The sequence below is a fragment of the Maribacter taeanensis genome (assembly GCF_047345145.1).
Classification (GTDB): domain Bacteria; phylum Bacteroidota; class Bacteroidia; order Flavobacteriales; family Flavobacteriaceae; genus Maribacter_C.
The window spans coordinates 133816-156146 of record NZ_JBLFER010000002.1; the positions used below are offsets into that span (position 1 = coordinate 133816).

At 38.3% G+C, this 22331-nt stretch carries 20 protein-coding genes; 6 read left to right on the forward strand and 14 right to left on the reverse strand.

The annotated features are described in order from the left end of the window. Positions 1-110: 110 nt before the first annotated feature. Both ACKWCD_RS06430 and ileS read right to left on the reverse strand, forming a co-directional pair. Entirely contained in the window at positions 111-494 is a 384-nt protein-coding gene (locus ACKWCD_RS06430; protein WP_138657225.1) for a TraR/DksA family transcriptional regulator, read from the reverse strand. A gap of 4 nt (positions 495-498) precedes the next feature. Then, on the reverse strand, positions 499-3897 hold the full coding sequence (gene ileS, locus ACKWCD_RS06435; RefSeq protein WP_413983122.1) for an isoleucine--tRNA ligase: 3399 nt from the start codon (positions 3895-3897) through the stop codon (positions 499-501). A gap of 235 nt (positions 3898-4132) precedes the next feature. Here ileS and ACKWCD_RS06440 point away from each other — a divergent pair, with 235 nt between their 5' ends. Continuing rightward, positions 4133-4549, forward strand: a complete 417-nt coding sequence (locus tag ACKWCD_RS06440) for a hypothetical protein (RefSeq protein WP_413983123.1) — start codon at positions 4133-4135, stop codon at positions 4547-4549. A 64-nt stretch (positions 4550-4613) separates the two neighbouring features. Here the strand turns inward: ACKWCD_RS06440 and ACKWCD_RS06445 are convergent, their stop codons facing one another. From ACKWCD_RS06445 to ACKWCD_RS06460, 4 genes are all read right to left on the reverse strand, one after another. Next, the gene (locus tag ACKWCD_RS06445) at positions 4614-7028 is read right to left on the reverse strand and encodes a TonB-dependent receptor (protein ID WP_413983124.1); all 2415 of its coding nucleotides are present in this window, start codon (positions 7026-7028) and stop codon (positions 4614-4616) included. A 7-nt stretch (positions 7029-7035) separates the two neighbouring features. Then, entirely contained in the window at positions 7036-7755 is a 720-nt protein-coding gene (gene recO / locus ACKWCD_RS06450) for a DNA repair protein RecO (protein WP_413983125.1), read from the reverse strand. A 148-nt stretch (positions 7756-7903) separates the two neighbouring features. Beyond that, positions 7904-9247, reverse strand: a complete 1344-nt coding sequence (gdhA, locus tag ACKWCD_RS06455) for an NADP-specific glutamate dehydrogenase (RefSeq protein ID WP_413983126.1) — start codon at positions 9245-9247, stop codon at positions 7904-7906. A 118-nt stretch (positions 9248-9365) separates the two neighbouring features. After that, complete coding sequence (locus ACKWCD_RS06460; protein ID WP_413983127.1) at positions 9366-10520, reverse strand: cystathionine gamma-synthase; 1155 nt, start codon at positions 10518-10520, stop codon at positions 9366-9368. A 77-nt stretch (positions 10521-10597) separates the two neighbouring features. Between ACKWCD_RS06460 and ACKWCD_RS06465 the strand changes: the two genes are divergently transcribed. After that, positions 10598-11341 (forward strand): DUF3298 and DUF4163 domain-containing protein, encoded by a 744-nt coding sequence (locus ACKWCD_RS06465; protein ID WP_413983128.1) that lies wholly within the window; start codon positions 10598-10600, stop codon positions 11339-11341. A 7-nt stretch (positions 11342-11348) separates the two neighbouring features. Here ACKWCD_RS06465 and ACKWCD_RS06470 read toward each other — a convergent pair whose 3' ends face one another. Further along, complete coding sequence (locus ACKWCD_RS06470) at positions 11349-11810, reverse strand: DinB family protein (RefSeq protein WP_413983129.1); 462 nt, start codon at positions 11808-11810, stop codon at positions 11349-11351. An 86-nt stretch (positions 11811-11896) separates the two neighbouring features. Between ACKWCD_RS06470 and ACKWCD_RS06475 the strand changes: the two genes are divergently transcribed. From ACKWCD_RS06475 to ACKWCD_RS06485, 3 genes are read left to right on the forward strand one after another with little or no spacing between them, the layout of a single operon-like run. Beyond that, positions 11897-12238: a hypothetical protein gene (locus ACKWCD_RS06475; protein WP_413983130.1), complete on the forward strand. Its 342-nt coding sequence runs from the start codon at positions 11897-11899 to the stop codon at positions 12236-12238. Between the two features lie 5 nt (positions 12239-12243). Next, entirely contained in the window at positions 12244-12594 is a 351-nt protein-coding gene (locus ACKWCD_RS06480; protein ID WP_413983131.1) for an arsenate reductase family protein, read from the forward strand. Beyond that, positions 12591-13481, forward strand: coding sequence for a DMT family transporter (locus ACKWCD_RS06485; RefSeq protein ID WP_413983132.1), 891 nt, complete (start codon positions 12591-12593; stop codon positions 13479-13481). The genes ACKWCD_RS06480 and ACKWCD_RS06485 overlap by 4 nt, the downstream gene beginning before the upstream one ends. A 60-nt stretch (positions 13482-13541) precedes the next feature. On the opposite strand, the gene ACKWCD_RS06490 is transcribed toward ACKWCD_RS06485, so the two are convergent. The 7 genes from ACKWCD_RS06490 to ACKWCD_RS06520 all read right to left on the reverse strand — a co-directional run bounded on the left by ACKWCD_RS06490 (position 13542) and on the right by ACKWCD_RS06520 (position 21197). Next, entirely contained in the window at positions 13542-14042 is a 501-nt protein-coding gene (locus ACKWCD_RS06490) for a hypothetical protein (RefSeq protein ID WP_413983133.1), read from the reverse strand. Between the two features lie 2 nt (positions 14043-14044). Beyond that, complete coding sequence (locus tag ACKWCD_RS06495; protein WP_413983134.1) at positions 14045-14959, reverse strand: helix-turn-helix domain-containing protein; 915 nt, start codon at positions 14957-14959, stop codon at positions 14045-14047. A 7-nt stretch (positions 14960-14966) separates the two neighbouring features. Then, complete coding sequence (locus ACKWCD_RS06500) at positions 14967-15917, reverse strand: SDR family oxidoreductase (RefSeq protein ID WP_413983135.1); 951 nt, start codon at positions 15915-15917, stop codon at positions 14967-14969. Between the two features lie 138 nt (positions 15918-16055). Further along, positions 16056-17891: a PLP-dependent transferase gene (locus ACKWCD_RS06505; protein ID WP_413983136.1), complete on the reverse strand. Its 1836-nt coding sequence runs from the start codon at positions 17889-17891 to the stop codon at positions 16056-16058. A gap of 1 nt (position 17892) precedes the next feature. Beyond that, positions 17893-18447 (reverse strand): ASCH domain-containing protein, encoded by a 555-nt coding sequence (locus ACKWCD_RS06510; protein WP_413983137.1) that lies wholly within the window; start codon positions 18445-18447, stop codon positions 17893-17895. Next, complete coding sequence (locus tag ACKWCD_RS06515; protein ID WP_413983138.1) at positions 18447-19859, reverse strand: pyridoxal phosphate-dependent decarboxylase family protein; 1413 nt, start codon at positions 19857-19859, stop codon at positions 18447-18449. Before ACKWCD_RS06515 ends, ACKWCD_RS06510 begins: the two co-directional genes overlap by 1 nt. Before the next feature lie 111 nt (positions 19860-19970). Next, positions 19971-21197, reverse strand: coding sequence for a DUF763 domain-containing protein (locus ACKWCD_RS06520; protein ID WP_413983139.1), 1227 nt, complete (start codon positions 21195-21197; stop codon positions 19971-19973). A gap of 156 nt (positions 21198-21353) precedes the next feature. Here ACKWCD_RS06520 and ACKWCD_RS06525 point away from each other — a divergent pair, with 156 nt between their 5' ends. Continuing rightward, the gene (locus tag ACKWCD_RS06525; RefSeq protein WP_413983140.1) at positions 21354-22328 is read left to right on the forward strand and encodes an NAD(P)H-dependent flavin oxidoreductase; all 975 of its coding nucleotides are present in this window, start codon (positions 21354-21356) and stop codon (positions 22326-22328) included. Positions 22329-22331: the final 3 nt, after the last annotated feature.

The following is a 22331-nucleotide window of genomic DNA, read 5'->3' on the forward strand; positions in this document are numbered from 1 at the left end:
GCTTACTGGTTGACTTGGTTTTTTGAATATTGATTTTTCTTTTTTAACTATAAACAAAAAGCCCACAAGGTCTTAAAGTCTTGTGGGCTAATAAAATATAAATCAATAGTCTATTTCTGCATGTTCTTTGCCTCAATACTCAAAGTAGCATGAGGAACAAGCTTCAAACGCTCTTTATTAATTAGCTTTCCGGTTACACGGCAAATTCCATAGGTTTTGTTTTCAATGCGCAATAAGGCATTTTTAAGGTCACGAATAAATTTCTCTTGACGAATAGCCAATTGGGTATTCGCCTCTTTACTCATCGTTTGAGAACCTTCTTCGAAAGCTTTAAATGTTGGTGAGGTATCATCAGTACCATTGTTTCCATCATTCATATATGCGCTCTTCAAAAGCTCTAAATGACTTTTCGCCTTTTCTATTTTTTCTTCAATGAGCTCTTTAAACTCAGCCAAATCTTTGTCGGCATATCTAACTTTTAAATCTTGTGCCATTTTTCTAGTGTTTTGTAATAAATAGTTTCGTGTTCACTTCATCAAAGGCAATCTCCGTGCCTATATCTAGTTTTTCTTCAAAATTCAGTTCTGCGGTGAGCGTTTCGGTTTTAATATAATTCAAATTATCAGAAACCGCTTGTTCTACAAATCCGTCTTTTAATATTTTAATGTCAATTTTATCGGTTACTTCGAAACCAGAGTCTTTTCTCATATTCTGAATTCGATTGACCAATTCTCTGGCGACACCTTCTTTTCTTAGGGCTTCATTGATGGTAACATCTAACGCAACCGTAAGCGTTCCTGAAGAAGCAACCAGCCATCCTTCGATGTCTTGAGAGCTGATCTCTACATCTTGTAACTGTAAATTAATACTATTATTTTCTATATGGATGGATATTTCGCCCTCCTGTTCGATTTTCTGGATGTCTTCCTGATCAAACTTCGCAACTTCAGCCGCAATTTGCTTCATTTCCTTACCATATTTCGGACCTAAAACCTTGAAATTTGGCTTTATCTGCTTTACTAAAATTCCTGAAGCGTCATCTAATAGTTCAATTTCTTTTACGTTTACCTCAGACTTAATCAAATCAGCTACCGCTTCTATAGCATTTCGCTGTTCATCATCTGAAACCGGAATCATAATCTTTTGCAATGGCTGTCGAACTTTGATTTTTTCTTTCTGGCGGATTGATAATACCAAAGAAGAAATCGTCTGAGCCTTCTGCATCTTTCCTTCCAATTCAGCATCGACCATAGCGGTATTATACATCGGAAAATCCGCCAAATGTACACTTTCAAAGGTTTCTTTTTCTGTAGTATTTGTTAAATCTTTGTATAACCGATCCATAAAAAATGGGGCTACTGGCGCAGAAAGTTTTGCCACAGTTTCCAGACAAGTGTACAAGGTTTGGTATGCCGATATTTTATCCTGTTGGTAATCCCCTTTCCAAAAACGTCTTCTGCACAAACGTACATACCAATTACTAAGATTTTCCTGAACGAACTCTGAAATTGCCCTTGTTGCCCTAGTAGGTTCGTAATCCGCATAAGCCTCATCTACTTTTTTGATAAGTGTATGTAATTCTGAGAGAATCCATCGGTCAATTTCGGGGCGCTCATTTAAAGGAACATCTACTTCCGCATATTTGAACTCATCAATATTTGCATAGAGTGAAAAGAAGGAATAGGTATTGTAGAGTGTTCCGAAGAACTTTCGCTTTACCTCAACAATTCCATCGATATCAAATTTCAAGTTATCCCAAGGGTTTGCATTTGAAATCATATACCAACGTGTGGCATCAGCTCCATGAGCATCCATTGTTTCAAAAGGGTCAGCTGCATTGCCCAAACGTTTGGACATTTTTTTGCCCTCTTTGTCTAAAACTAAACCGTTTGACACTACATTTTTATAGGCCACGGAATCAAAAACCATAGTTCCGATTGCATGCAAAGTATAAAACCAACCTCTGGTTTGGTCAACTCCCTCAGCAATAAAATCTGCTGGGAAAGTCTCCCCTTTATCAATTAAATCTTGATTCTCAAACGGATAGTGCCACTGCGCATAAGGCATTGAACCACTATCAAACCATACATCGATCAAATCACTTTCACGTTTCATGGGTTTTCCTGAAGGAGAAACCAATGTAATTTGGTCTACTATATTTTTGTGTAAATCGATTTTGTCATAATTCTCTTCGGACATATCGTCGACCACAAAATCTTCAAAAATGTCTTTTTCTAAGACGCCTGCTTCTAAAGCTTTTGTCATTTCGGACTTCAATTCAGCCACAGAACCAATCATCATTTCCTCCGTACCATCTTCTGTTCTCCAGATAGGAAGTGGAATACCCCAGTAGCGTGAACGGGATAAATTCCAGTCATTCGCATTTGCCAACCAATTGCCGAAACGACCTTCACCCGTTGATTTAGGCTTCCAGTTGATAGTTTGGTTTAAAGCAAACATCTTGTCTTTCACATCAGAAATCTTGATGAACCAAGAATCCAAAGGGTAATATAAAATAGGTTTATCGGTACGCCAGCAATTTGGATAACTGTGTACGTATTTCTCAACCTTAAAAGCTTTATTTTCTTCTTTGAGCGTAATGGCTATTTCTACATCAATCGAACGCTCTGGAGCTTCACCATCATCATAATATTCATTCTTGACATACTTGCCACCCCATTCTTTCAATTCAGGTCTGAACTTTCCTTGCAGGTCTACCAAAGGCACCGGATTCTTATTTTCATCCAAAACCAATAAAGGCGGAACTTCAGGCTCGGCTTGCTTCGCCACCAAGGCATCATCCGCCCCAAAAGTTGGCGCCGTATGAACGATACCAGTACCGTCTTCAGTGGTTACAAAATCTCCTGAAATTACACGAAAAGCATTCTCAGGATTTTGATAGGGTTTCGCGTAGTCAATTAATTGTTCGTATTTGATTCCGACCAAATCCTTGCCTACAAATTCCTTCACCACATAAAAAGGAATCTTTTTGTCTCCTGATTTATATTCTAATAATTCAGGTTTACCCTCTACTTCAGAATACTTACCTGCAAACTGTTTTGCCACTAAATTTTTGGCCAAAACAACGTTCATAGGTTTGAAGGTATACTGGTTATACGTTTCTACTAGAACGTAATCAATTTTTGGTCCAACGGTCAAAGCAGTATTCGACGGAAGCGTCCAAGGTGTAGTCGTCCATGCTAAGAAATAAACATCGCCTTCATTCTGTAAAAAATCAGGTAACGTGCTTTCAATGGCTTTGAACTGTGCAGTTACGGTAGTATCCGTTACATCTTGATAAGTTCCGGGCTGATTCAATTCGTGTGAACTTAGTCCAGTTCCTGCTTTTGGTGAATAGGGTTGAATGGTATATCCCTTATAAATTAATCCCTTATCATAAATCTGCTTCAACAACCACCAAACGGTTTCCATGTATTTGGACTTATACGTGATGTACGGGTCGTCCATATCTACCCAATAGCCCACCTGTTCGGTCATTCTATTCCAAACGTCGGTATAGCGCATCACCGCTTTTTTACAGGCTGCATTGTATTCTTCTACAGAAATTTTCTTGCCAATATCTTCTTTGGTAATCCCAAGTTCTTTCTCAACACCTAGCTCGATTGGGAGTCCGTGTGTATCCCAACCTGCTTTTCGTTTTACTTGAAAGCCTTTCATGGTTTTGTACCTCGGAAAAATATCTTTTATGGTACGTGCCATGACATGGTGAATACCCGGCATTCCGTTTGCAGATGGTGGTCCTTCGTAAAAGACGTAGCTCGGTTTGGCTTCACGAGTGGAAACACTTTTTTCAAAAATTTGGTTTTCCTTCCAATAGGCAAGAATCTCTTCCGCTACTTTAGGTAAATCCAGTCCTTTATATTCTGCGAACTTCATAAGAAATGCTTCTGATACTGCGTTTTAAGGCTGCAAAATTAGCGATTTTGGTTCATATAATTGGCATCAGAAACACTAAACCCTAAGAAATGTAGAAAGATAATATTCTGCGAAAAGTCCTTAAAATCAATGTATTTGTTGACTACTTCCCTTGAAATGTTAACAAATTGCATCTAAATACCGAAAGCATACGTATATCTTTGCAATTAGAAACAAAACACTAAAACTAAAAAACATGAAAAAAGTAATTTTAAGTTCAATTATGGTACTTGCACTTTGTGTGTCGTTTGTATCTTGTAGAGAAGCTGCTGATAAAGCAAAAGAAGCTACTGAGGCTGCCGCTGACGCTGCTGAAGAAGCAGGCGATGCTGCAGGTGATGCGATGGATAAAGCAGGTGACGCTGTAGATGCTGCTGCTGAAATGGGCGAAGATGCAATGGACAAAGCCGGAGATGCAGTTGATTCTGCAAAAGAAGCTGGTTCTGATGCTATGGACAAAGCAAAAGACGCTGCAGGAGATGTAAAAGATGCTGCTGGTGATGCGATGGATAAAGCAAAAGATGCTGCAGGAGATGTTAAGGCCGCTGCTGGCGATGCTGTTGATAAAGCAAAAGATGCTGCAAAGGAAGTAAAAGATAAAGTGAAGAACTAATATTCTACTTTTGAAAATTATAACCCTGATGGAAACATCGGGGTTTTTTTGTGTCGATTTCTACTTAAAATCGAAAACCCAGACCTAGAATTAAATTTGTTCCGGGTGCTGCAATACCAGAAGAATAAGAACGATATCGTTGATTGGTAATATTTTCGAGGCTGAAGGTTGCTTTTAAAGTATTAGAAATAGTATACTGTGAACGTAAATTAAGAGTATACCATGACGGAGCATATGGATTGCCATCTGTATCAATTGCATAGATATATGCCTTATTTCGTTCAGAGAGCGCAAGATTTTTGAAAGCTATCTCTCCATTGTAGTTCAGAAAAAGATCTGCTCGAAGTTTTTGATTTTTCCAAACGAAATGAAAGTCCCCAAAAGTTGGAGCAACGTGTCTCCCAGGAGAATCTGTTCCATCCGCTTCCTCCTCTATTCCTTCAGTGATAGTTAAATTAGAAGTAATTGACAGGTTATCTGTCAGAAAAGCTTCAAGACCCAGTTCAAATCCATAAACATAGGCTTTTGCCGCATTTTGTATGGCTTGAACATTGCTTAGTTCTCCATTGTATTCAATTTGTGACTGACCATTGAACTGAAAATCTCTTCGTACTAATGCGTCTACTAAATACGAATAAAAGGCCGCACCTTTCAAGACCACTTTGTCGGCAAAGTTCTTTTGAACACCCAACTCAGTATTATAGGCATATTCAGGTTCCAAATCAGGATTAGGAACCACCACAGATCCCGGCTCGGAATCAAAAACTTTACCAACATCATCAATATTTGGAGAACGAAATCCGGTAGAGCCATTCCATGTGATTTGCAAATCTGCTTTAGGAAACCAACTCAAGCCAATGCTTCCTGTAAGAGCGCCGTTGTCTAATTTGGCATCATCAAACGGAAACGGATAAAACGTTTTATCAAAAACGGCATCGATCCAAACATGACTATATCGAAGTCCTGATAGCAGCGTAAAATTTGGTTTCGCTTTGTATTCGGCCTTTACGTAGCCCGCAATAGTCTGCCAGGTAGCCCCATCAGGATACCTAGAAGCTGCGTTTGAAATTATATTAGTTGCAATATTTTGATGGCTACCTTTTGAGCCTACTTTATTGAAAATATACTCTGTGCCATAGTATAATTGCAAATCGCCAATACGTTTATTTTCAAAATCTATATTGGCTGAAATTGCATCAACTTTTTCTTTTGTTCTATTGCGAATAATATCTTGAAAATCTCTATCATTTCTACTTTCCTCAAATCTTTGATAGGCAGTTGTGATTTTCAACCCATCATAGAATAATCCTTTACCTGTCTTGTTTATTTGCAAATTACTCATAAACCATTTCTGCGGACCGTAAAACCACTCCCCTGAAAGCAGTCCTGTATTATCCGCGTTTGGACGTATCAATCGATCATATCGTGAATAATCTGAGGTTTCCGAATAATGTAGACCTAAATCGTAGCTCCAATTATTATTGGGCTTATATGCTATTTTCTGAAGTAAATTAATTTGATTGTATCCTGTGGAAATTTGCTTTCTAGGATTGTCATTTGTCGCCAATTCATCTTGGCCATTTCTTCGAATAACATAATTATTTCTCAGATAGGACTCAGGTCCATGCGTTCCCATTGTCAAATCACCAAAATCATTATAGGATGCGCTTGTCAAAAATGCCCACTTTTTCTTACCAATATTAAAATCAAAGTGCAAGGTGTTTTCAGTATTTGCAGAGGCAAATCTATAGTTTGCATTTCCTGAAAAAGTAAGACTATCTGAAGTAGCAAACTCCGCCTTTTTGGTATAAAAATTCATAACCCCTCCAATGGCATCGCTTCCATAAATCACAGAGCCTGGTCCGAAAATCACTTCTGTATTCTTAATATTATATGGGTCAATTGATATTATATTTTGAATATTCCCGCCTCTAAAAATTGCATTATTCATTCGAATTCCGTCAACGGTAAGCAAAAGACGATTTGTAGCAAACCCCCTTATCATTGGGCTTCCACCACCAAGTTGACTCTTTTGAACAAATACCTTTCCACTATTCTGAAGCAAATCTGCCGAAGTCTGAGGATTTGTAAAAGCTATTTCTCGAGCGTCAATAGAAGCAATTTTATTGGGAATATCTTTTTTCTGCTGCTCCCATTTGGAAACTGACATGACTACTTCATCTAATTGTTCAGCATTTAATGAAAGATATATCCTATTCTTTTGCCGTTGAATTTGATTTTTTGTCGACTTACGGATTTCATAACTGATATGTTGAAAGGTAATCCGTTCATTTCGGTCAAAAATGGATACATCACATTTGCCATCAAAATCAGAAACTGCAGTTTTCGATTTATCTAAATTATAAACCGCAACATTGACAATAGGCTCACGCGTTTCAAGGTCAAGCACAGTAATTTCTTGAGCAGAAATTAGCTGTAGACCCAAAAGAAAGAGCGCGAAAAATATCCTCGTCATCATAGTCATGTTAGCTAAACACTTCATTTAAAATGGCAAGAGACTTGGGTTTTCGAAAGCCCTGTAAGTGCAATTCAAAATAGAGCACAAGAGATTTCAGTAGTTCTTGTCGGTTTGTTTTCGTCATTTTGATGGTATGTATGGCATCAAAATTTGTGCCCAAAACGGTTTTAAAAAAATTAAGATTCTCTCCTGTTAAAATTGGGTTCAACGAGGGGGTGTCAGTAAACTCACCTTCTAAGAGGTCAAAATGAATTGAGTTTATGGCATTTGTGTCTGGATAAAAACCCAAATATCGTGTCAGATTTAACAAAAACCCTAAATGGAAGTTGGCGATTTCATTATGTGTATCAAGCCATTGAAATGAGGCCTCTAAGAAATCAAATAGGCCTTGATTACCTTCTTCTTCATGTATACTATTACTCAGCATTTCTGCCAAAAATTGCGTCATAGCACTTTTGGCAATATCGGTATGTAAGGTTTGGTAATGGTAATTCACCTTTGCTTCTCGAATACTTTCTAAATTCCCTTTGTTTTTGTGATTAGCAACAATTTCCAACTGGGTTAAAGGTTGAAAATAGGCAGTTTTGAGTTTTCCTTTTTTTGATGCTAAAACGCCTTTTAAGAGATATGATTTCAAGCCATCAGAAGCCGTAAAAGCCCGAGTGATTAGGCTTGTATCTCCATACTTCAAAGACGTAAGAACGATGGCTTTTGTAGTGACCTGCATTCGGGTAGTTGGGTTTTTGGCAAAGATAACTTTTATAAATACGAAGTACGAAATACAAGGTTCGAGGTTTAAATAAAAAAGTGCGAAATGTTTCATAAGAAACTTTCGCACTCTAATACTTTGTATTTTGTACTTTTAACTTCGTACCTTAAATAACGCCTTGCGCCAACATTGCATCAGCAACTTTTACAAAACCAGCAATATTTGCTCCTTTGACATAGTTGCAATAACCACCTTTCTCTTTACCATATTCAATACAAGAGTCGTGAATGTCTTCCATAATATCTTTCAATTTCTGGTCAACTTCTTCACGCGTCCAACTGATACGTAGCGAGTTTTGAGACATTTCTAAACCAGATGTTGCCACACCACCAGCATTTGAAGCCTTACCAGGCGCAAACAATATTTTTGCTTTTTCAAACTCATGAATCGCTTCAGGGGTTGAAGGCATATTTGCACCTTCTGCAACACAGACACATTTGTTTTTCAACAACTTTTTGGCGTCTGCCCCACTTAATTCATTTTGGGTAGCACATGGCAATGCGATATCGCATTTTACCTCCCATGGTGTTTTTCCTTTCACGAATTTGGCGGACTTATATTTCTTTGCGTATTCAGAAATACGACCTCTTTTGTTGTTCTTTAAGTCCATCACATAAGCTAATTTCTTGGCGTCGATACCTTCACTATCAACAACATAACCTTGAGAATCAGAAAGGGTCAAAACCTTGGCGCCCAATTGCAATGCTTTTTCTGCAGCAAATTGCGCTACATTACCTGAACCGGAAATGACGACGTTCTTTCTGTCAAAACTCATGTCTCTGGTTTGTAACATACTTTGTGCAAAGTAAACCGTACCATAACCAGTAGCTTCTGGGCGGATTAAAGAACCACCCCATGAGCGACCTTTTCCTGTTAGCACTCCCGTGAATTCGTTTCTGATTTTCTTATACATTCCGAAAAGGAAACCGATTTCTCTGGCACCTACGCCGATATCTCCCGCAGGGACATCTGTATTCGGACCAATATGACGATTCAATTCAGACATGAATGCATGACAAAAACGCATTACTTCATCATCAGATTTCCCTTTAGGGTCAAAATCAGAACCTCCTTTTCCACCACCCATTGGTAGTGTAGTTAAACTGTTTTTGAAAACCTGCTCAAAGGCTAAGAACTTCAAAATACTTGCATTTACTGAAGGGTGAAAACGTAAACCTCCTTTGTAAGGTCCAATGGCAGAATTCATTTGAATTCTGTATCCGCGGTTCACATGTATTTCTCCTTTATCGTCAACCCAAGACACTCTAAAAGAAATCAATCTTTCTGGCTCGACCATACGAAGTAAAATATTTTTACCGCTGTATATTTTCTTTCGGGCAATGTACGGAATAACGGTTTCCGCTACCTCTTGTACTGCTTGAATGAATTCTGGTTCATGGCCATTTCTAGTTCTGACCTCATCCATAAATCCATCAATCTTTTTTTGCATTTTTGCGTCCATAAATTCTTTGGTAATACGTTGTTTTTTATTGAATTTAGAATATAGCGGCAAAATTATGCTATTATTATAATTTCAGCCCTATTTTTTTAAAAATTTGATAAATTATTTATTCGATAGCCTGTTCTAAATCTGCAATTAAATCAACTTCATCTTCTATCCCTACGCTTAAACGAATCAAAGCATCAACTACACCGCTTTTCTCTCTTTCTTCATTTGGAATGCTTCCGTGTGTCATACTTGCAGGGTGACCGGCTAAACTTTCAACTCCTCCTAGTGATTCTGCAAGTGTAAATAGTTGAAGTTTTTCAACAATCTTTATAGCATCTTCATAACCGCTTCCCTTTGGGATAAAGGAAATCATTCCCCCAAAATCTTTCATTTGATTTTTAGCAATTTCATGGTTCGGGTGGTCTTCAAAACCCGGCCAATACACTTTCTCGATTTTCGGATGCTTTGCCAAATATTCCGCAATGGCCCTTCCGTTTTCACAATGACGTTGCATACGTACATGGAGTGTTTTAATTCCACGAAGCGTTAGAAAGCTGTCCATCGGTCCACAAACCGCGCCACTCGCATTTTGAATAAAGTATAATTTATCGGCTAGTTCTATATCATTTACTACCAAAGCTCCCACCACTACATCACTATGCCCGCCTAAGTATTTTGTTGCGGAATGCATTACAATATCAGCCCCTAAATCTAATGGCAATTGCAAATAGGGTGTTGCAAATGTATTGTCAACCGCCACTAAAACTTCATGCTTTTTTGCTAACTGAGAAATTGCTTTGATATCCAAAATATTCATCATCGGGTTCGTTGGGGTCTCTACCCAAATCAACTTGGTATTTTCAGTAATATGTGCTTCAATACTATCCGCATTTTGCATCCCTATAAACCGAAATGTAATACCGAGGCGCTCAAAAATCTGTTTGAACAAACGGTAGCTTCCTCCGTACAAATCGTCAGTTGACAAGACCTCATCCCCAGGATTCAATAATTTTATTACCGCATCAATAGCCGCCATCCCGCTGGCAAATGCCATTCCAAAGTTTCCATTTTCTATGCTTGCCAAGGATTGCTCTAAAGCCTTTCGAGTTGGGTTTGCACTTCGTGAATAGGCATAGCCTTTATGTCCTCCTGGGGTAGTTTGGGCATATGTAGACGTTTGATAAATAGGGGGCATCACTGCACCATAGGCCGAATCTGGTTTTTGACCTCCATGAATCGTTTTGCTATTAAATTTTAACTTTTTTTCGCTCATGTGATGTGATTATACCTATAAATGTATCGTTATCTTTGGAAGCATACAATCATACCCCTTTTTTTACACACCCTCAAATGAAATCTACACTTTACTATTTATTGGTATTTCTTCTGTTTTTTGGTTGTAAGAATGAGTCTGGACTTACCTTTGAACAGGATATTTTTAAGAGTGAAACTTGCGCGGAATGTCCGGAAATTTCTATTGCTATTCCGAAGGCTTTGGGAAATGCGAAAATTTCAAGAACTATTAATACTGCCCTAGAGGAAGAGTTGATTTCTTTACTTTCATTTGATGATGAAGTAGAAGTATCTTCTATGGAAGATGCTCTAAAATCATTCAAAAGCGGCTACTTAGAATTACAACAGCTATACGATGATGAGCCCACTGGGTGGGAGGCGAAAATTGAAGGCTCAATATCCTATGAAGATGATAGTTTTATTACTATCATCTTAGATTCCTATTTATTCACTGGAGGAGCACACGGATATACTTCAAAACGATTCTTAAATTTCGACAAGAAAAAAGGCGTAGAATTGGAAAACGACGAACTCTTTAAAAGCACAGAAGATTTTCGAATATTTGCTGAGGAGATGTTCCGGAAGAAAGAAAAGATTCCAGAGGGCAAATCAATTAACCATACTGGTTTTATGTTCGAGCAAGGCTCTTTTTACCTTCCAGAAAATATAGGTTTTACCGAAAAAGGAATAACGCTACTCTATAACCCTTATGAAGTTGCCTCCTATTCGGATGGAGCTATTGAATTGGTTTTGCCCCATTCGGAAATCAAGAAATACCTTGCCAAAAAACCGAAGTCTTAAACCCTAGTTATAGTTTCATAGCTCTTCTTAGCGCAAAAATGCTACCCATATGTAATCCTTCGTGAAAATGATTGAATGCTATTGAGTCATCTATGTTAGTTAAAGTCACCCCTGCACTTGTTGGGTATTCTTTGAAGTTTTCGAAAAGTCCATTTTCATAGTCTTCAATGGTCTTCTCCACAGATGTAAAAAGCAATTTTTTTACCAGCTCTATTTCTTCGTTAGTTGCAGTTCCATCAGGCACAGTACCTTTTTGAAATTTAACAATAAACGCTTCTGAAACTTCAAATTGAAGCCCACTAAGGCCATAAATCAATCTTTGCTGTGTCGCAACAATATGTGCAATGTTCCACCAAATGTTATTATTAAATCCCGCGGGAATTTTTAATAACTCTTCCCTAGGTGTAGTTTTCAAAATATGGTAAAAACCTTTTCTTAATTGAAGTGTCTGTTCCAGAACATTTTTCATAATATGATTTTTCTAAAGCGGATGCTAAAAATAGTACAATTGAATGGAATTGGGTTTCTTTGTAAGGAACTTTAAATAGAATTAAAGTGTCTGTATTCAACTTTGATAACAAAACATTTACTCTTGTTGAAAACTCTGAAAATGGAAGTGCAAATTCAAAGACCATTTTCGAATACAAACAAGAAGGAAGTTTGGTTACTGCTGACTATCATGGTGGGGGAATTAAATACGGCAAAATTATCGCCAGACTAGAAAATGACACGCTACATATATTATATCAATGCCTAACAGATGAAGATGAATTAAAAGCAGGTAAAGCAACTGCTAAAGTCAGTTTAAATGAAGAAAGTAAAATTAGGCTGATCTTGGATTGGGAGTGGTTAGATAAAAATGAAGAAAAAGGAAGTTCAGAATATATTGAAAATTAAATGCTATGAAAATATACCACCTAAGTACCTGCGACACTTGTCAGCGCATCATCAAAGAACTCCAATTGCCAGAAAATTTTCAACTTCAGGACATCAAAACGGAAGCCATGACCGAAGCACAAGTGGAAGAAATGAAAGCTTTGGCCGGAAGCTATGAAGCTCTATTTAGCAAACGCGCACGCCTGTTTCGTCAACAAGGTTGGCACGAAAAACAACTTTCTGAGGCTGATTATAAAAAGTTGATTTTAGAACATTATACTTTTTTAAAGCGCCCAGTAGTCTTGTTTGAAAATCAAATCTTCGTGGGAAACAGTAAAAAGGTAGTTGAAGCTACCAAAGCGGCTATTCACTCTTGAACAAACGCACGCTAGCCATATTAGCTGCGATTGGGGCGACCTCCATTTACGGTGTCAACCATACCATTGCCAAAGGAGTAATGCCAGAATATGTGCAACCTTACGGATTGGTAATGCTTAGGGTAATTGGGGCTTCAGTATTATTTTGGCTGGCTTCTTTTTTTGGCCCAAAAGAAAAAATCGATAAAAAAGATTATCGCCGACTTTTTATTTGTGCCATTTTCGGAATGGGCATCAACATGCTCGCATTTTTAAAGGGGTTGGCCTTAACAACTCCTATTCATAGCGCTGTTCTTGTAACCTTAACCCCTTTATTCGTTCTTGTCTTATCCGTATTTCTTATCAAGGAAAAAATAACTTCCCGAAAAATAATCGGCATTTTGGTCGGACTTTCCGGAGCACTCGGACTCATCTTGTTTGGTAATGAAATACGACAAGATGCTCCCAATATTCCCTTAGGAAATTTCTATTTGTTGCTCAACGCGCTTTTCTTCGGAACCTATTTGATTATCGCAAAAACACTTATTGAAAAGTATCATCCCTTCACCTTTATGAAATGGTTGTTTTCTCTAGGGGTATTCATCTGTCTCCCTTTCGGATATGAAGAATTGATTGCCGTAGATTGGCAAAACCTCCCTTTTGAAGCTATCTGGAAAATTGCTTTCGTAATTCTAGGAACTACTTTTTGCACCTATCTTTTCAACATTTTTGCCTTAACACAGCTAAAAGCATCGACGGTTAGCGCGTTTATTTATGTGCAACCGCTCATCGGGATACTCTATGCCGTTGCAACGAGTCAAGACAGTCTTACTACCGTTAAGATTTTTGCTGCGTGTTTGGTTTTATTGGGGGTTTATTTGGCGAGTCGGAAGCCTAAGGTGCAATAGAAATTATTTCGTTGACCCTTCAAAATTGGATTAAAGCTTTTCAATTAAATCAGTACCTTCTTATTTATCCACCAATTTCAATTGTTCATGATAGGATAGTATTCGGGTATTGGCGTTACTATCTACCAGTAAAATTACCGTCATCATAGCAATAGTGGTGATACATATTGCGCGCCATAGCGGTTTGTCCATAAAAACAATGAGTAAGGCGGCGACAATTATGATAACCGGAATGACTTTAAAAACAATGGTCTTGTATTCTCCCATCGATTTTTCAGTGCGCACTATTTCCGATTTTACAAAAGCAGTCGCATCACTTTCATAATCATTGGCGAAACTCGTTATTCTTGAGGTATTGGCAATTAATATGCCAACACCAACCGCCATCAAGAGAACACCTGCAACTAATGTTGGCCAAATATAGGCTCTCGCTGTTTCCGTTTTACCAAGTTGCCAAAACCCTATGCTGCCCACAAAGAATAAGAGGGCAAAAAAGATGAAGAATTTGGATGAAAAGACTTCAGCTTTGGCCCATTCAATTGCGATTTTTGAGATTTCCATAGTTAGTTCATTTTATATTTTTCTCTGTATGCTGTTGGACTAATACCTTCCTTCTTTTTAAATACTCTTGAAAAATAAGGAGGATATTCAAAGCCTAAAGCATAAGCTACTTCAGAAATAGTTTTATTAGGGTTCAATAATAAATTTTTTGCTTCATCAACTAGATATAACTGCAAATGTTCCGTGGTGGTTTTTCCCGTTTCTTTTTTAAGGGTATCGCTCAGATAGCGTTGTGACACCGACATTTTATTTGCTATTTCTGCTATGCTTGGCATTCCTTTTTTCTGGAATTGTTCGGACCCGAAATGGGCTTCTAATTGCTGGTTAAACTGCTCAAGCAAATCATTCGAAAGCTCTTTTCTGTTTAAAAACTGCCTTTCGTAAAACCGATTGGCATATTTGAAAAGAGTGCTTAACTGAGATATGATAATATCTTTGCTGTACTCATCTTGATTATTCTGATATTCAATTTCAATATTTTCAACTAGTGTTTCTATTTGTCTTTCTTCTTTAGGAGAAAGATGAAGTGCCTCATTAACAGAGTACGAAAAGAACCCGTATTTCTTAATTTGTTGCCCCAATTCTGTTCCTTTCAAAAAATCTTCATGAAAGAGTATTGAAAAGCCTCTTTGCTCAAAAACCACGCTATCATCCCATTGCAGGACTTGTCTTGGGGCAACGAAAATAAGGGCCCCATTTGTAAAATCATATTTTGTTCGCCCGTAGTTTAAATTTCCCTTCACAAATTTTTTCAAACTAATGGAATAGCAATCGTTTATAATGGGTGGAGAACTTTCTCTGTGGCAAGGCAGATATCCATTGCCTTTTGAGGTAAATACACTCAACATAGGATGCTCAGGACGCTGTAATCCCAAATAATCTAAATAAGATGTCAAGGTTTTGAAATGTTGCATCATGATAAATTTATAAATTCCACTTCAAACCAATGGCTTTTTCTGATACTTCCCATAACTTCTCTGCCACAGCTTTATCTTTTGCATGTGGTTCTAATTTATGCGCTCTTACAGGACCTACCGTATTCATTCTTTTCGTTGGCCCATAAAACTCATGCTGGTCAAGATTTGACTCCGTGGCACACATCAATTGAGGATAAGCACCTTTTTCAGCGGACTGTACCAATGGAGACCATTTCATTAATTGCCAAACGAAGCGCGTCAGTAAACTACCGCTGGTCTTAATTAGTGATGTTCGGGAAGCACCCGGATGGCAAGCATATGCTTTTACATCCATTTTACCAGCCTTTTTCAATCGGTCTTGTAATTCGTAAACACACATAACCTGCGCCAATTTGCTTTGGCTATATACACCATTAGGACTGTAGTTCTTATCCCAGTTCATATCATCAAACTGTATGGTTTTAATACCCAAATTATAACCCATACTACCTACCACAACTATTCGTCCTTTCGATTCCTCAATTCGTGGGTAAAGCAGCGCTTGCAATAAAAAGTTGCCATAATGATTTACACCAAGCTGACTTTCAAACCCGTCAACGGTTAATGTTTGTTTTGGCACTTGCGCAATGGCAGCATTACAAATAAGTGCATCTATTTGAGGAACTGTTTCAAGCACGGTTGATGCCGCTTTTTTTACAGAATCTAGTTCGGCCAAATCCATTTTTATGGACGACACCTCTATACTATTACCAAGTTCTTGTTTTAAAGCTGTGATGGTGTCCTCTGATTTCTTTGAATTTCGATTGAGCATCACCACTTTTGCTCCCTTTGACAACAGTATTTTTGCTGCTTCAAATCCTGTGCCGCTCGTAGTGCCTGTTATAACGTATGTTTTGCCTTTTAAACTGTCAATTCTAACGGGTGTCCACCCTTTTTTACCAAATTGATTTGTTTTCATTTTGTCTATCATTAAGGAGTAAAAGAATAAGACAAAGGTCGGATGAAAATAGCCTTGACCCCTTATACAGATTTTCGAATGTTGTATACTTTTTGGCGCTTTTTAATTCCAAACAAACGTTGAAGATAATATGCTTATCTAGAAACTTGCAACAAACTCCAAAAAGACCTCCTTATGACTTTCTAGGTCTAGATTCGGTGAAAGTGATACGCGGGCAATATAATCTTTATCACCTTCTTTTGTGGTGCCCTGCGTGGAAGTTGCAGGTATCGTCCAGTAACATCCTTTTAGTTGTCCGTAGCTAACACAGTATTTGCTTTCTTCAGGAATCTTGGTAATCATCAAATGGATTAATTTGTGATTCAAGTCCCTTTTAAACGCTTCTCTTTCTTCAGGGGTATTCCCTTTTGTGGGAAGGTCTAATGAAAACACTGATGGTGTAAAACCTTGATTGGCCAATTCTTCGGATACAAAATTGATTTTTGCGGCTGGCAAAGTATCTTGTATAAAGTTTACGAATTCACGGGTGTTCTGATACGCATCCTGAATGCGTTGGTTCATAGAAGGCAACTGTTCGGCCAGTAGTTGATATTGTAGCGCAGTGGCCTCATTATCACAAAGATTGAGATGGAGTTCTATTTTTTCCATCAAGTTTTCCGTTTTCTTATTTCCGACAACATAGCCAGCAGTACATTTTCCGCCACTCGGAAATTTAGAACCACTTGCATAGGAAATCGTTCGAACTGAAGAAAGTATTTCTCCTTCTCCTAAAAAATGGTAATTCGGGCAAAAGGTTTGGTCCAATATGAAAACAGGGGTGATAGCGGTTTCACCAGTTGGTGTTTTACGAACAGCACTCAATGCCGTTTCTAATTGTACAAGATCTGGAACTTCAACTCTAGGGTTCGTTGGAATTTCAGCTATGATATACGGTACCGCATCTTCTTCCGCCATTTTACCCAGAACGGAATGAACACTTTGCACCATATCGTTATCACCGTCTACAGGCAAATCAACTACTTCTACATTTTCAAGGCAGGCGGCAACACGTCTAGCTTGGTCATTCGTTCCGCCATAACAATTGGGTGGAACCAAAAACCGAATCACTTTTCCTTCGTGGTTTTCTTGCGCATCATGAATTAGTCCCATCATAATAGCATATTGAACGGACAGTCCGCTAGACCCTACCAATGCCCTTGTTGGTGATTCGGTAACCGCTGCGATTACTTCAATTACTTTTGTCTTGTTTTCCGCACTTTCTTGAAGTTTGGAAGCAGCTTCGCCTGTCAGTTCTTGTAAAGCAAGCAAACAATTTGCTGGTGTCATGGCGATGGTTTCCCTTCTTCTTACATGCTGAATTTCCGAGATATAATTTTTATTACGCTCACCATTTACGATTAAAACACTTCCCAATTGCGAATGTGTATTGATGAAAAAATCAATCTCGATAGCTATCGGGAAATTCTCATCAAAATTATAAAGCTTATCGTCCTCTGAAATAAAAATAGTACTGCCTTCAAACTTGGATATAGCGGACACATTTTCAACATTTTTGAGTTCAAATTGATACCCATAAACACCCTTGATTACTTCAGCATTGAAAAAATTAGGAAGCTCGCCTTTATAAACGATTTGAGTGTTCTTATTCGCTAAAATATTTTTTCTTAGGATAGCTAAAACCGGAGTCGTCTTAGATGAAAAACTGATAACCCGTTCCGCTTTGATATCATTTAACTTCGCAATAGCCCATTCCAACACACAAGATAACGGATGCCCCAAGCGAACATAATCATATGCTGTAGGTAATTCACTGAGTGCCGATTGTTCTGAATTATCAGCATTAAATAAAGCTTCAAACTGTTCTGTGAATTGTGTTTTGGCCAATTCTTCGTTGTAAATATCTAGCCGATGTGTGGTTAGGTTTAACCAATCGGCAGGCATATTTTTTAGTATTTCCTTTATATAATTCTGCATTTTACTTTTCTGTCCAAATTGTTTCAAAACTTTCGAAAACGATAAGCATATCTTCTGTCGGTTTTTCTCCGTTTTCTTCCATTACGGTTGCAAAAAAGTCCCAATGCGCTTTTTTCCATTTTTTGAGGGGTTCGGTGTTCGTTCCCATATCCTTTGCGGCATAGGCTTTGGAGATCTGATTAAACGGAATCGTATCGACCTTGGTAATTTCAATTATGACTTTTGCTTTTCCATCAAAATCGGTTACAATATGTTTTGTCCCAATTTTTGTCAAATCAGCGCCAGCTTCTTTATACCATCGATATAAACCGGTGGTAGTAGCTGTCTTTTTTCCGCTTAAAGTTAATTCCGCTAACCGATTTGCATCTTCTTTATTATTATGAAAATACCAAGATTCTGGCATTTCTTTGTCTCTGAATTCGGGGTTCGATTTGACGAAATTGTTCCACATTTCAGAAACGGATTGGTCTATACTGTTTTCTGATTTTATTTCATTTTTTGGTTCGCTTTTGCAGCTGACTAAAATTAAAAGGAGGAGAATGGCTATATACTTCATTATGGGTTTATGTCAGGGTTACCATTCTTAGACACAGTCATTTCTGCGGTTTTAAATAATTCAATAGTTCTTTTAATATCATTTTCAGTTGTCATCCAAGAACAGATGCTAACTCTAATAACAGCTTTTCCTTGCCAAGTAGAGCCTCCTAACCAACATTCACCAGATTTTTGAATGTATTCAATTATCAGTTTTGTTTTTTCCTCACTCTCGGATGCAACAAGTACTTGGTTAAATACAACATCATTTACGATTTGAAATCCAATTTCTTCTAAACCTTTTTCTAATTGTTTTGCTCTTAAATGAAAAGCAGTAACCATTTCATCAATTCCCTTTGTCCCTAGATATTTCATTGTAGCCCAAAGCTCAATTGCCCTAGAACGTTTTGAAAGTTCAGGTGTGTAAAGAAGTGGATCTCTTTGTTCACTATAAATTATATATTCTCCTGTTGCTTGCAGAGAACTTATTAACACATCGGGATGTCTGCATAAAATAACTCCAGAATCATAAGGTGTGTTTAATGTTTTGTGTCCGTCAACTGCCCAAGATGAAGCTTTTTCCATTCCCTTGGTCAAATGGGAAAGCGATTTTGATGCAGCAGCCCAAAGTCCAAACGCACCATCAATATGCACCCAAGCTCCAACTTCATTTGCTAAATCACAAACTTGGTCAAAGTAGTCAAAAGAACCGGTATTGGCATTTCCAGCTTGCAAAAGGACAAGACAACTACGGTCTAATTTAGGTAACTCCTCTACTATTAATTTTCCTTGATTGTCAGACGGAATCCACTCTATACTTTTCTTGCCATAACCAAGCATTGCTAAGGTCTTTTTTACACTTGCATGCACTTGGTCGTGAGCAATAATTCTTAATTCAGGTGCTCCATTAAGACCGTCTTCATTAATATCCCAATCTAAATTTTTTAATAAATGAAATCTTGCCGCGGATAAACCACATAAGTTAGCCATAGATGTTCCACTAACGAAACCTGCAATAGTCTCCTTGGGCAGATTGAAAATTTCTTTGAGCCAATTTTCACATACAGTCTCTAACTTGGCATTTATTGGTGAAGTCAAGTACAACCCACCACATTGGTCCCAAACATCTGATAACCATTTTACACCCAAAGAAACAGGAACAGCTCCACCATTTACAAATCCGAAATAACGACCGCCAGTTTGAGCAATTGTTGCGGGTGAACCAAATTCGTGTAACTGTTCAATAATTTCCTTGGCGGAAACCGATTCTTTTGGCAAGGTTTGGTCAAAAGAAATCATATTCTCCAAACTTGATTTAGAAGGGAATACATCCATTACTTCGATACCGTCTATGTATTCATAAGCGCAAGAACGCGCTTGTTCAAAGATTTCTTTGTTCTTTAGCTCTTCCAACATTTGTTCTTGTATCGCCATATTTTTTGATTATGCCCAACAATTAACTAGCATCAACGATGCTATCTCACTCCTATTTTTTAATTATTTATCCCTACAAAATAAAGCTTTTCTGAACTATAAAGAAGTAAGCTATCCTTCAAACAAAGACAATTGCTTACTTTTCTGAGGTTTGACAAACCCATAAATACTTCGCCCGCCATATCTGTGCGATTCTTCATTTTCCTTTTTCACTAAAGCATCAAAATTTGTATTCGGTGTAAACCCTCTTTCCGCTTTTTGAGCTAGTTGGGTCAACTTTTTTACTGCTTTTAGCTTGTCGGTATTTCCAATTTTTGCTCTGTCAACGGTAATTCTTAGTGTGCCAATAGTCTCATCATACACTTTGGTGGGCACGGGGAAAGGCGTTGCATCTTTTCCGCCATGTGCAAAGGCAAATCGCGCAGGGTCGGAAAAACGTGAAGGTGTACCATGAATGATTTCACTTACCAAGGTCAGGGACTGCAGCGTTCGTGGTCCAAGCCCTTTGAGCAATAATAAATCCTCGAACCGCTGAATCTCATTTTCTTGGGCCAACCAAAGGATGCTACCCAAGCGTTTCATATCAACATCCTTTGGTTTGATATGATGGTACACAGGTACCAAAAGATGCGGAAGTTCCTTTAATATTTTATCTGGGTGCTCATTGGCAATCTCTAAAATACCTTTCTTGGTAGGAAGTGCTTCTTTATGGACCAAGTTCAAAATAGCGCCTTGGTTTTTTCCGCAAACCGCGGAATGCGGTTCTTCAACAAAAGACTTGAAACTTTCAGAATGCCAGTGGTAGCGACGTGCCATTCCGTTTGATTTGTGCATTCCTTGTTGTACAACAGACCACCTTCCGGTATCGCTAACTACGAAACTATGTAAATAGAGATTGTATCCATCCTGCAGCGCAGTATTATCCACCTTCGCACTTAGCTTGCTGCATTTGGCCAAGTGGTTTCCATCGAGTCCGGTTTTATTACCCACTTCGAGTAACTCATGAGGTGTTCTTGTGGATTGCTTCCCTTTTCCACCGCAAACATAAAGTCCTAATTGCTTGGAAACTGGATTTATGGATTGTTTCAAGACATTCATCACAGTTGTTGTTACTCCAGAGGAATTCCAATCCATACCAATAACAGAACCGAAACTTTGAAACCAAAACGGGTCGGATAAACGTTCTAAAAAATCCTCCTTGCCTTTTTCCTCAATAATGGTTTCTACCATGGGCAGCGCCAATTGCTTCATCCGATTAAAGAGCCAAGTCGGCACGGCTCCACCATGCAATAATAAATCCGCAGTACCCGAACGTTTCATTTTTAGGAATTTATCCAAATATATGGATTTTTTCCAAATCTAAACACGCTGCTTACGCTCTTCGTTTGGCATTTATTATGCATGCATAATAATTTAAAAATCCGTAGTTTTGAAAGCAGGCGAAAATTGCCTGATTATTTATTCCTATTTTTAAGCTACTAAAAATTCATATCGATGAGCGACAAACCTTCTTTTATCAAAGACCTATCCTTACCTGCCATGGCAGCACCCATGTTTCTAATTTCAGGACCAAAGCTGGTTGTTGAATGCTGTAAAAATGGCATCGTCGGCACCTTTCCGGCACTGAATCAAAGAACAAGTGAAGGCTTTGAAGAATGGCTTATCGAAATCAAATCTGAGCTTCAAAAATTTGAGGAAGAAACGGGTAAAAAAGCAGCTCCGTTTGGAGTGAATTTGATTGTGCACCCTACTAATCCTCGACTGGAGGCCGATATAAAATTATGTGTGAAGCATCAAGTGCCGATTATCATAACTTCCTTAGGAGCAGTCTCCATGGTGGTAGACGCCATTCACAGTTATGGCGGATTGGTTTTTCACGATATCATCAAAAAACGCCATGCCGAAAAAGCTTCCGAAGCTGGTGTTGACGGATTAATCCTTGTTGCTGCTGGAGCTGGAGGCCATGCGGGCACGATTAACCCAATGACCTTGGTAGCAGAGGTTAAAAAATTCTTTAAAAAGACGATTCTTCTCTCCGGATGTATTAGTACGGGGCGCGATATCGCTTCAGCAATGCAAATGGGCGCTGACCTAGCCTATATGGGCACACGTTTTATCAATACCGATGAAGCCAAAGCACCAGATGAGTACAAGAAAATGATTATAGATGCAGGTGCAAGTGATGTGACATATACCGCAGCTATTTCGGGAGTACATGCGAATTTTCTGGGCGCAAGTTTGAAAGCCGCAGGAATTACAGAGGAAGACCTTAAAAAAGATAGAAAAATAGACTTTGGAAAAGAACTCGATACCGAAGCGAAAGCTTGGAAAACGATTTGGTCGGCCGGTCAGGGTTCTGCGATGATTGACGACTCGGTTCCTGTTTCTGAATTGATAGACAGTTTGAAATCTGAGTTTAAATCTGCAATTGAGGAGCAGTATAAAATGTTAGAGACTTATCCCAAATAAGAC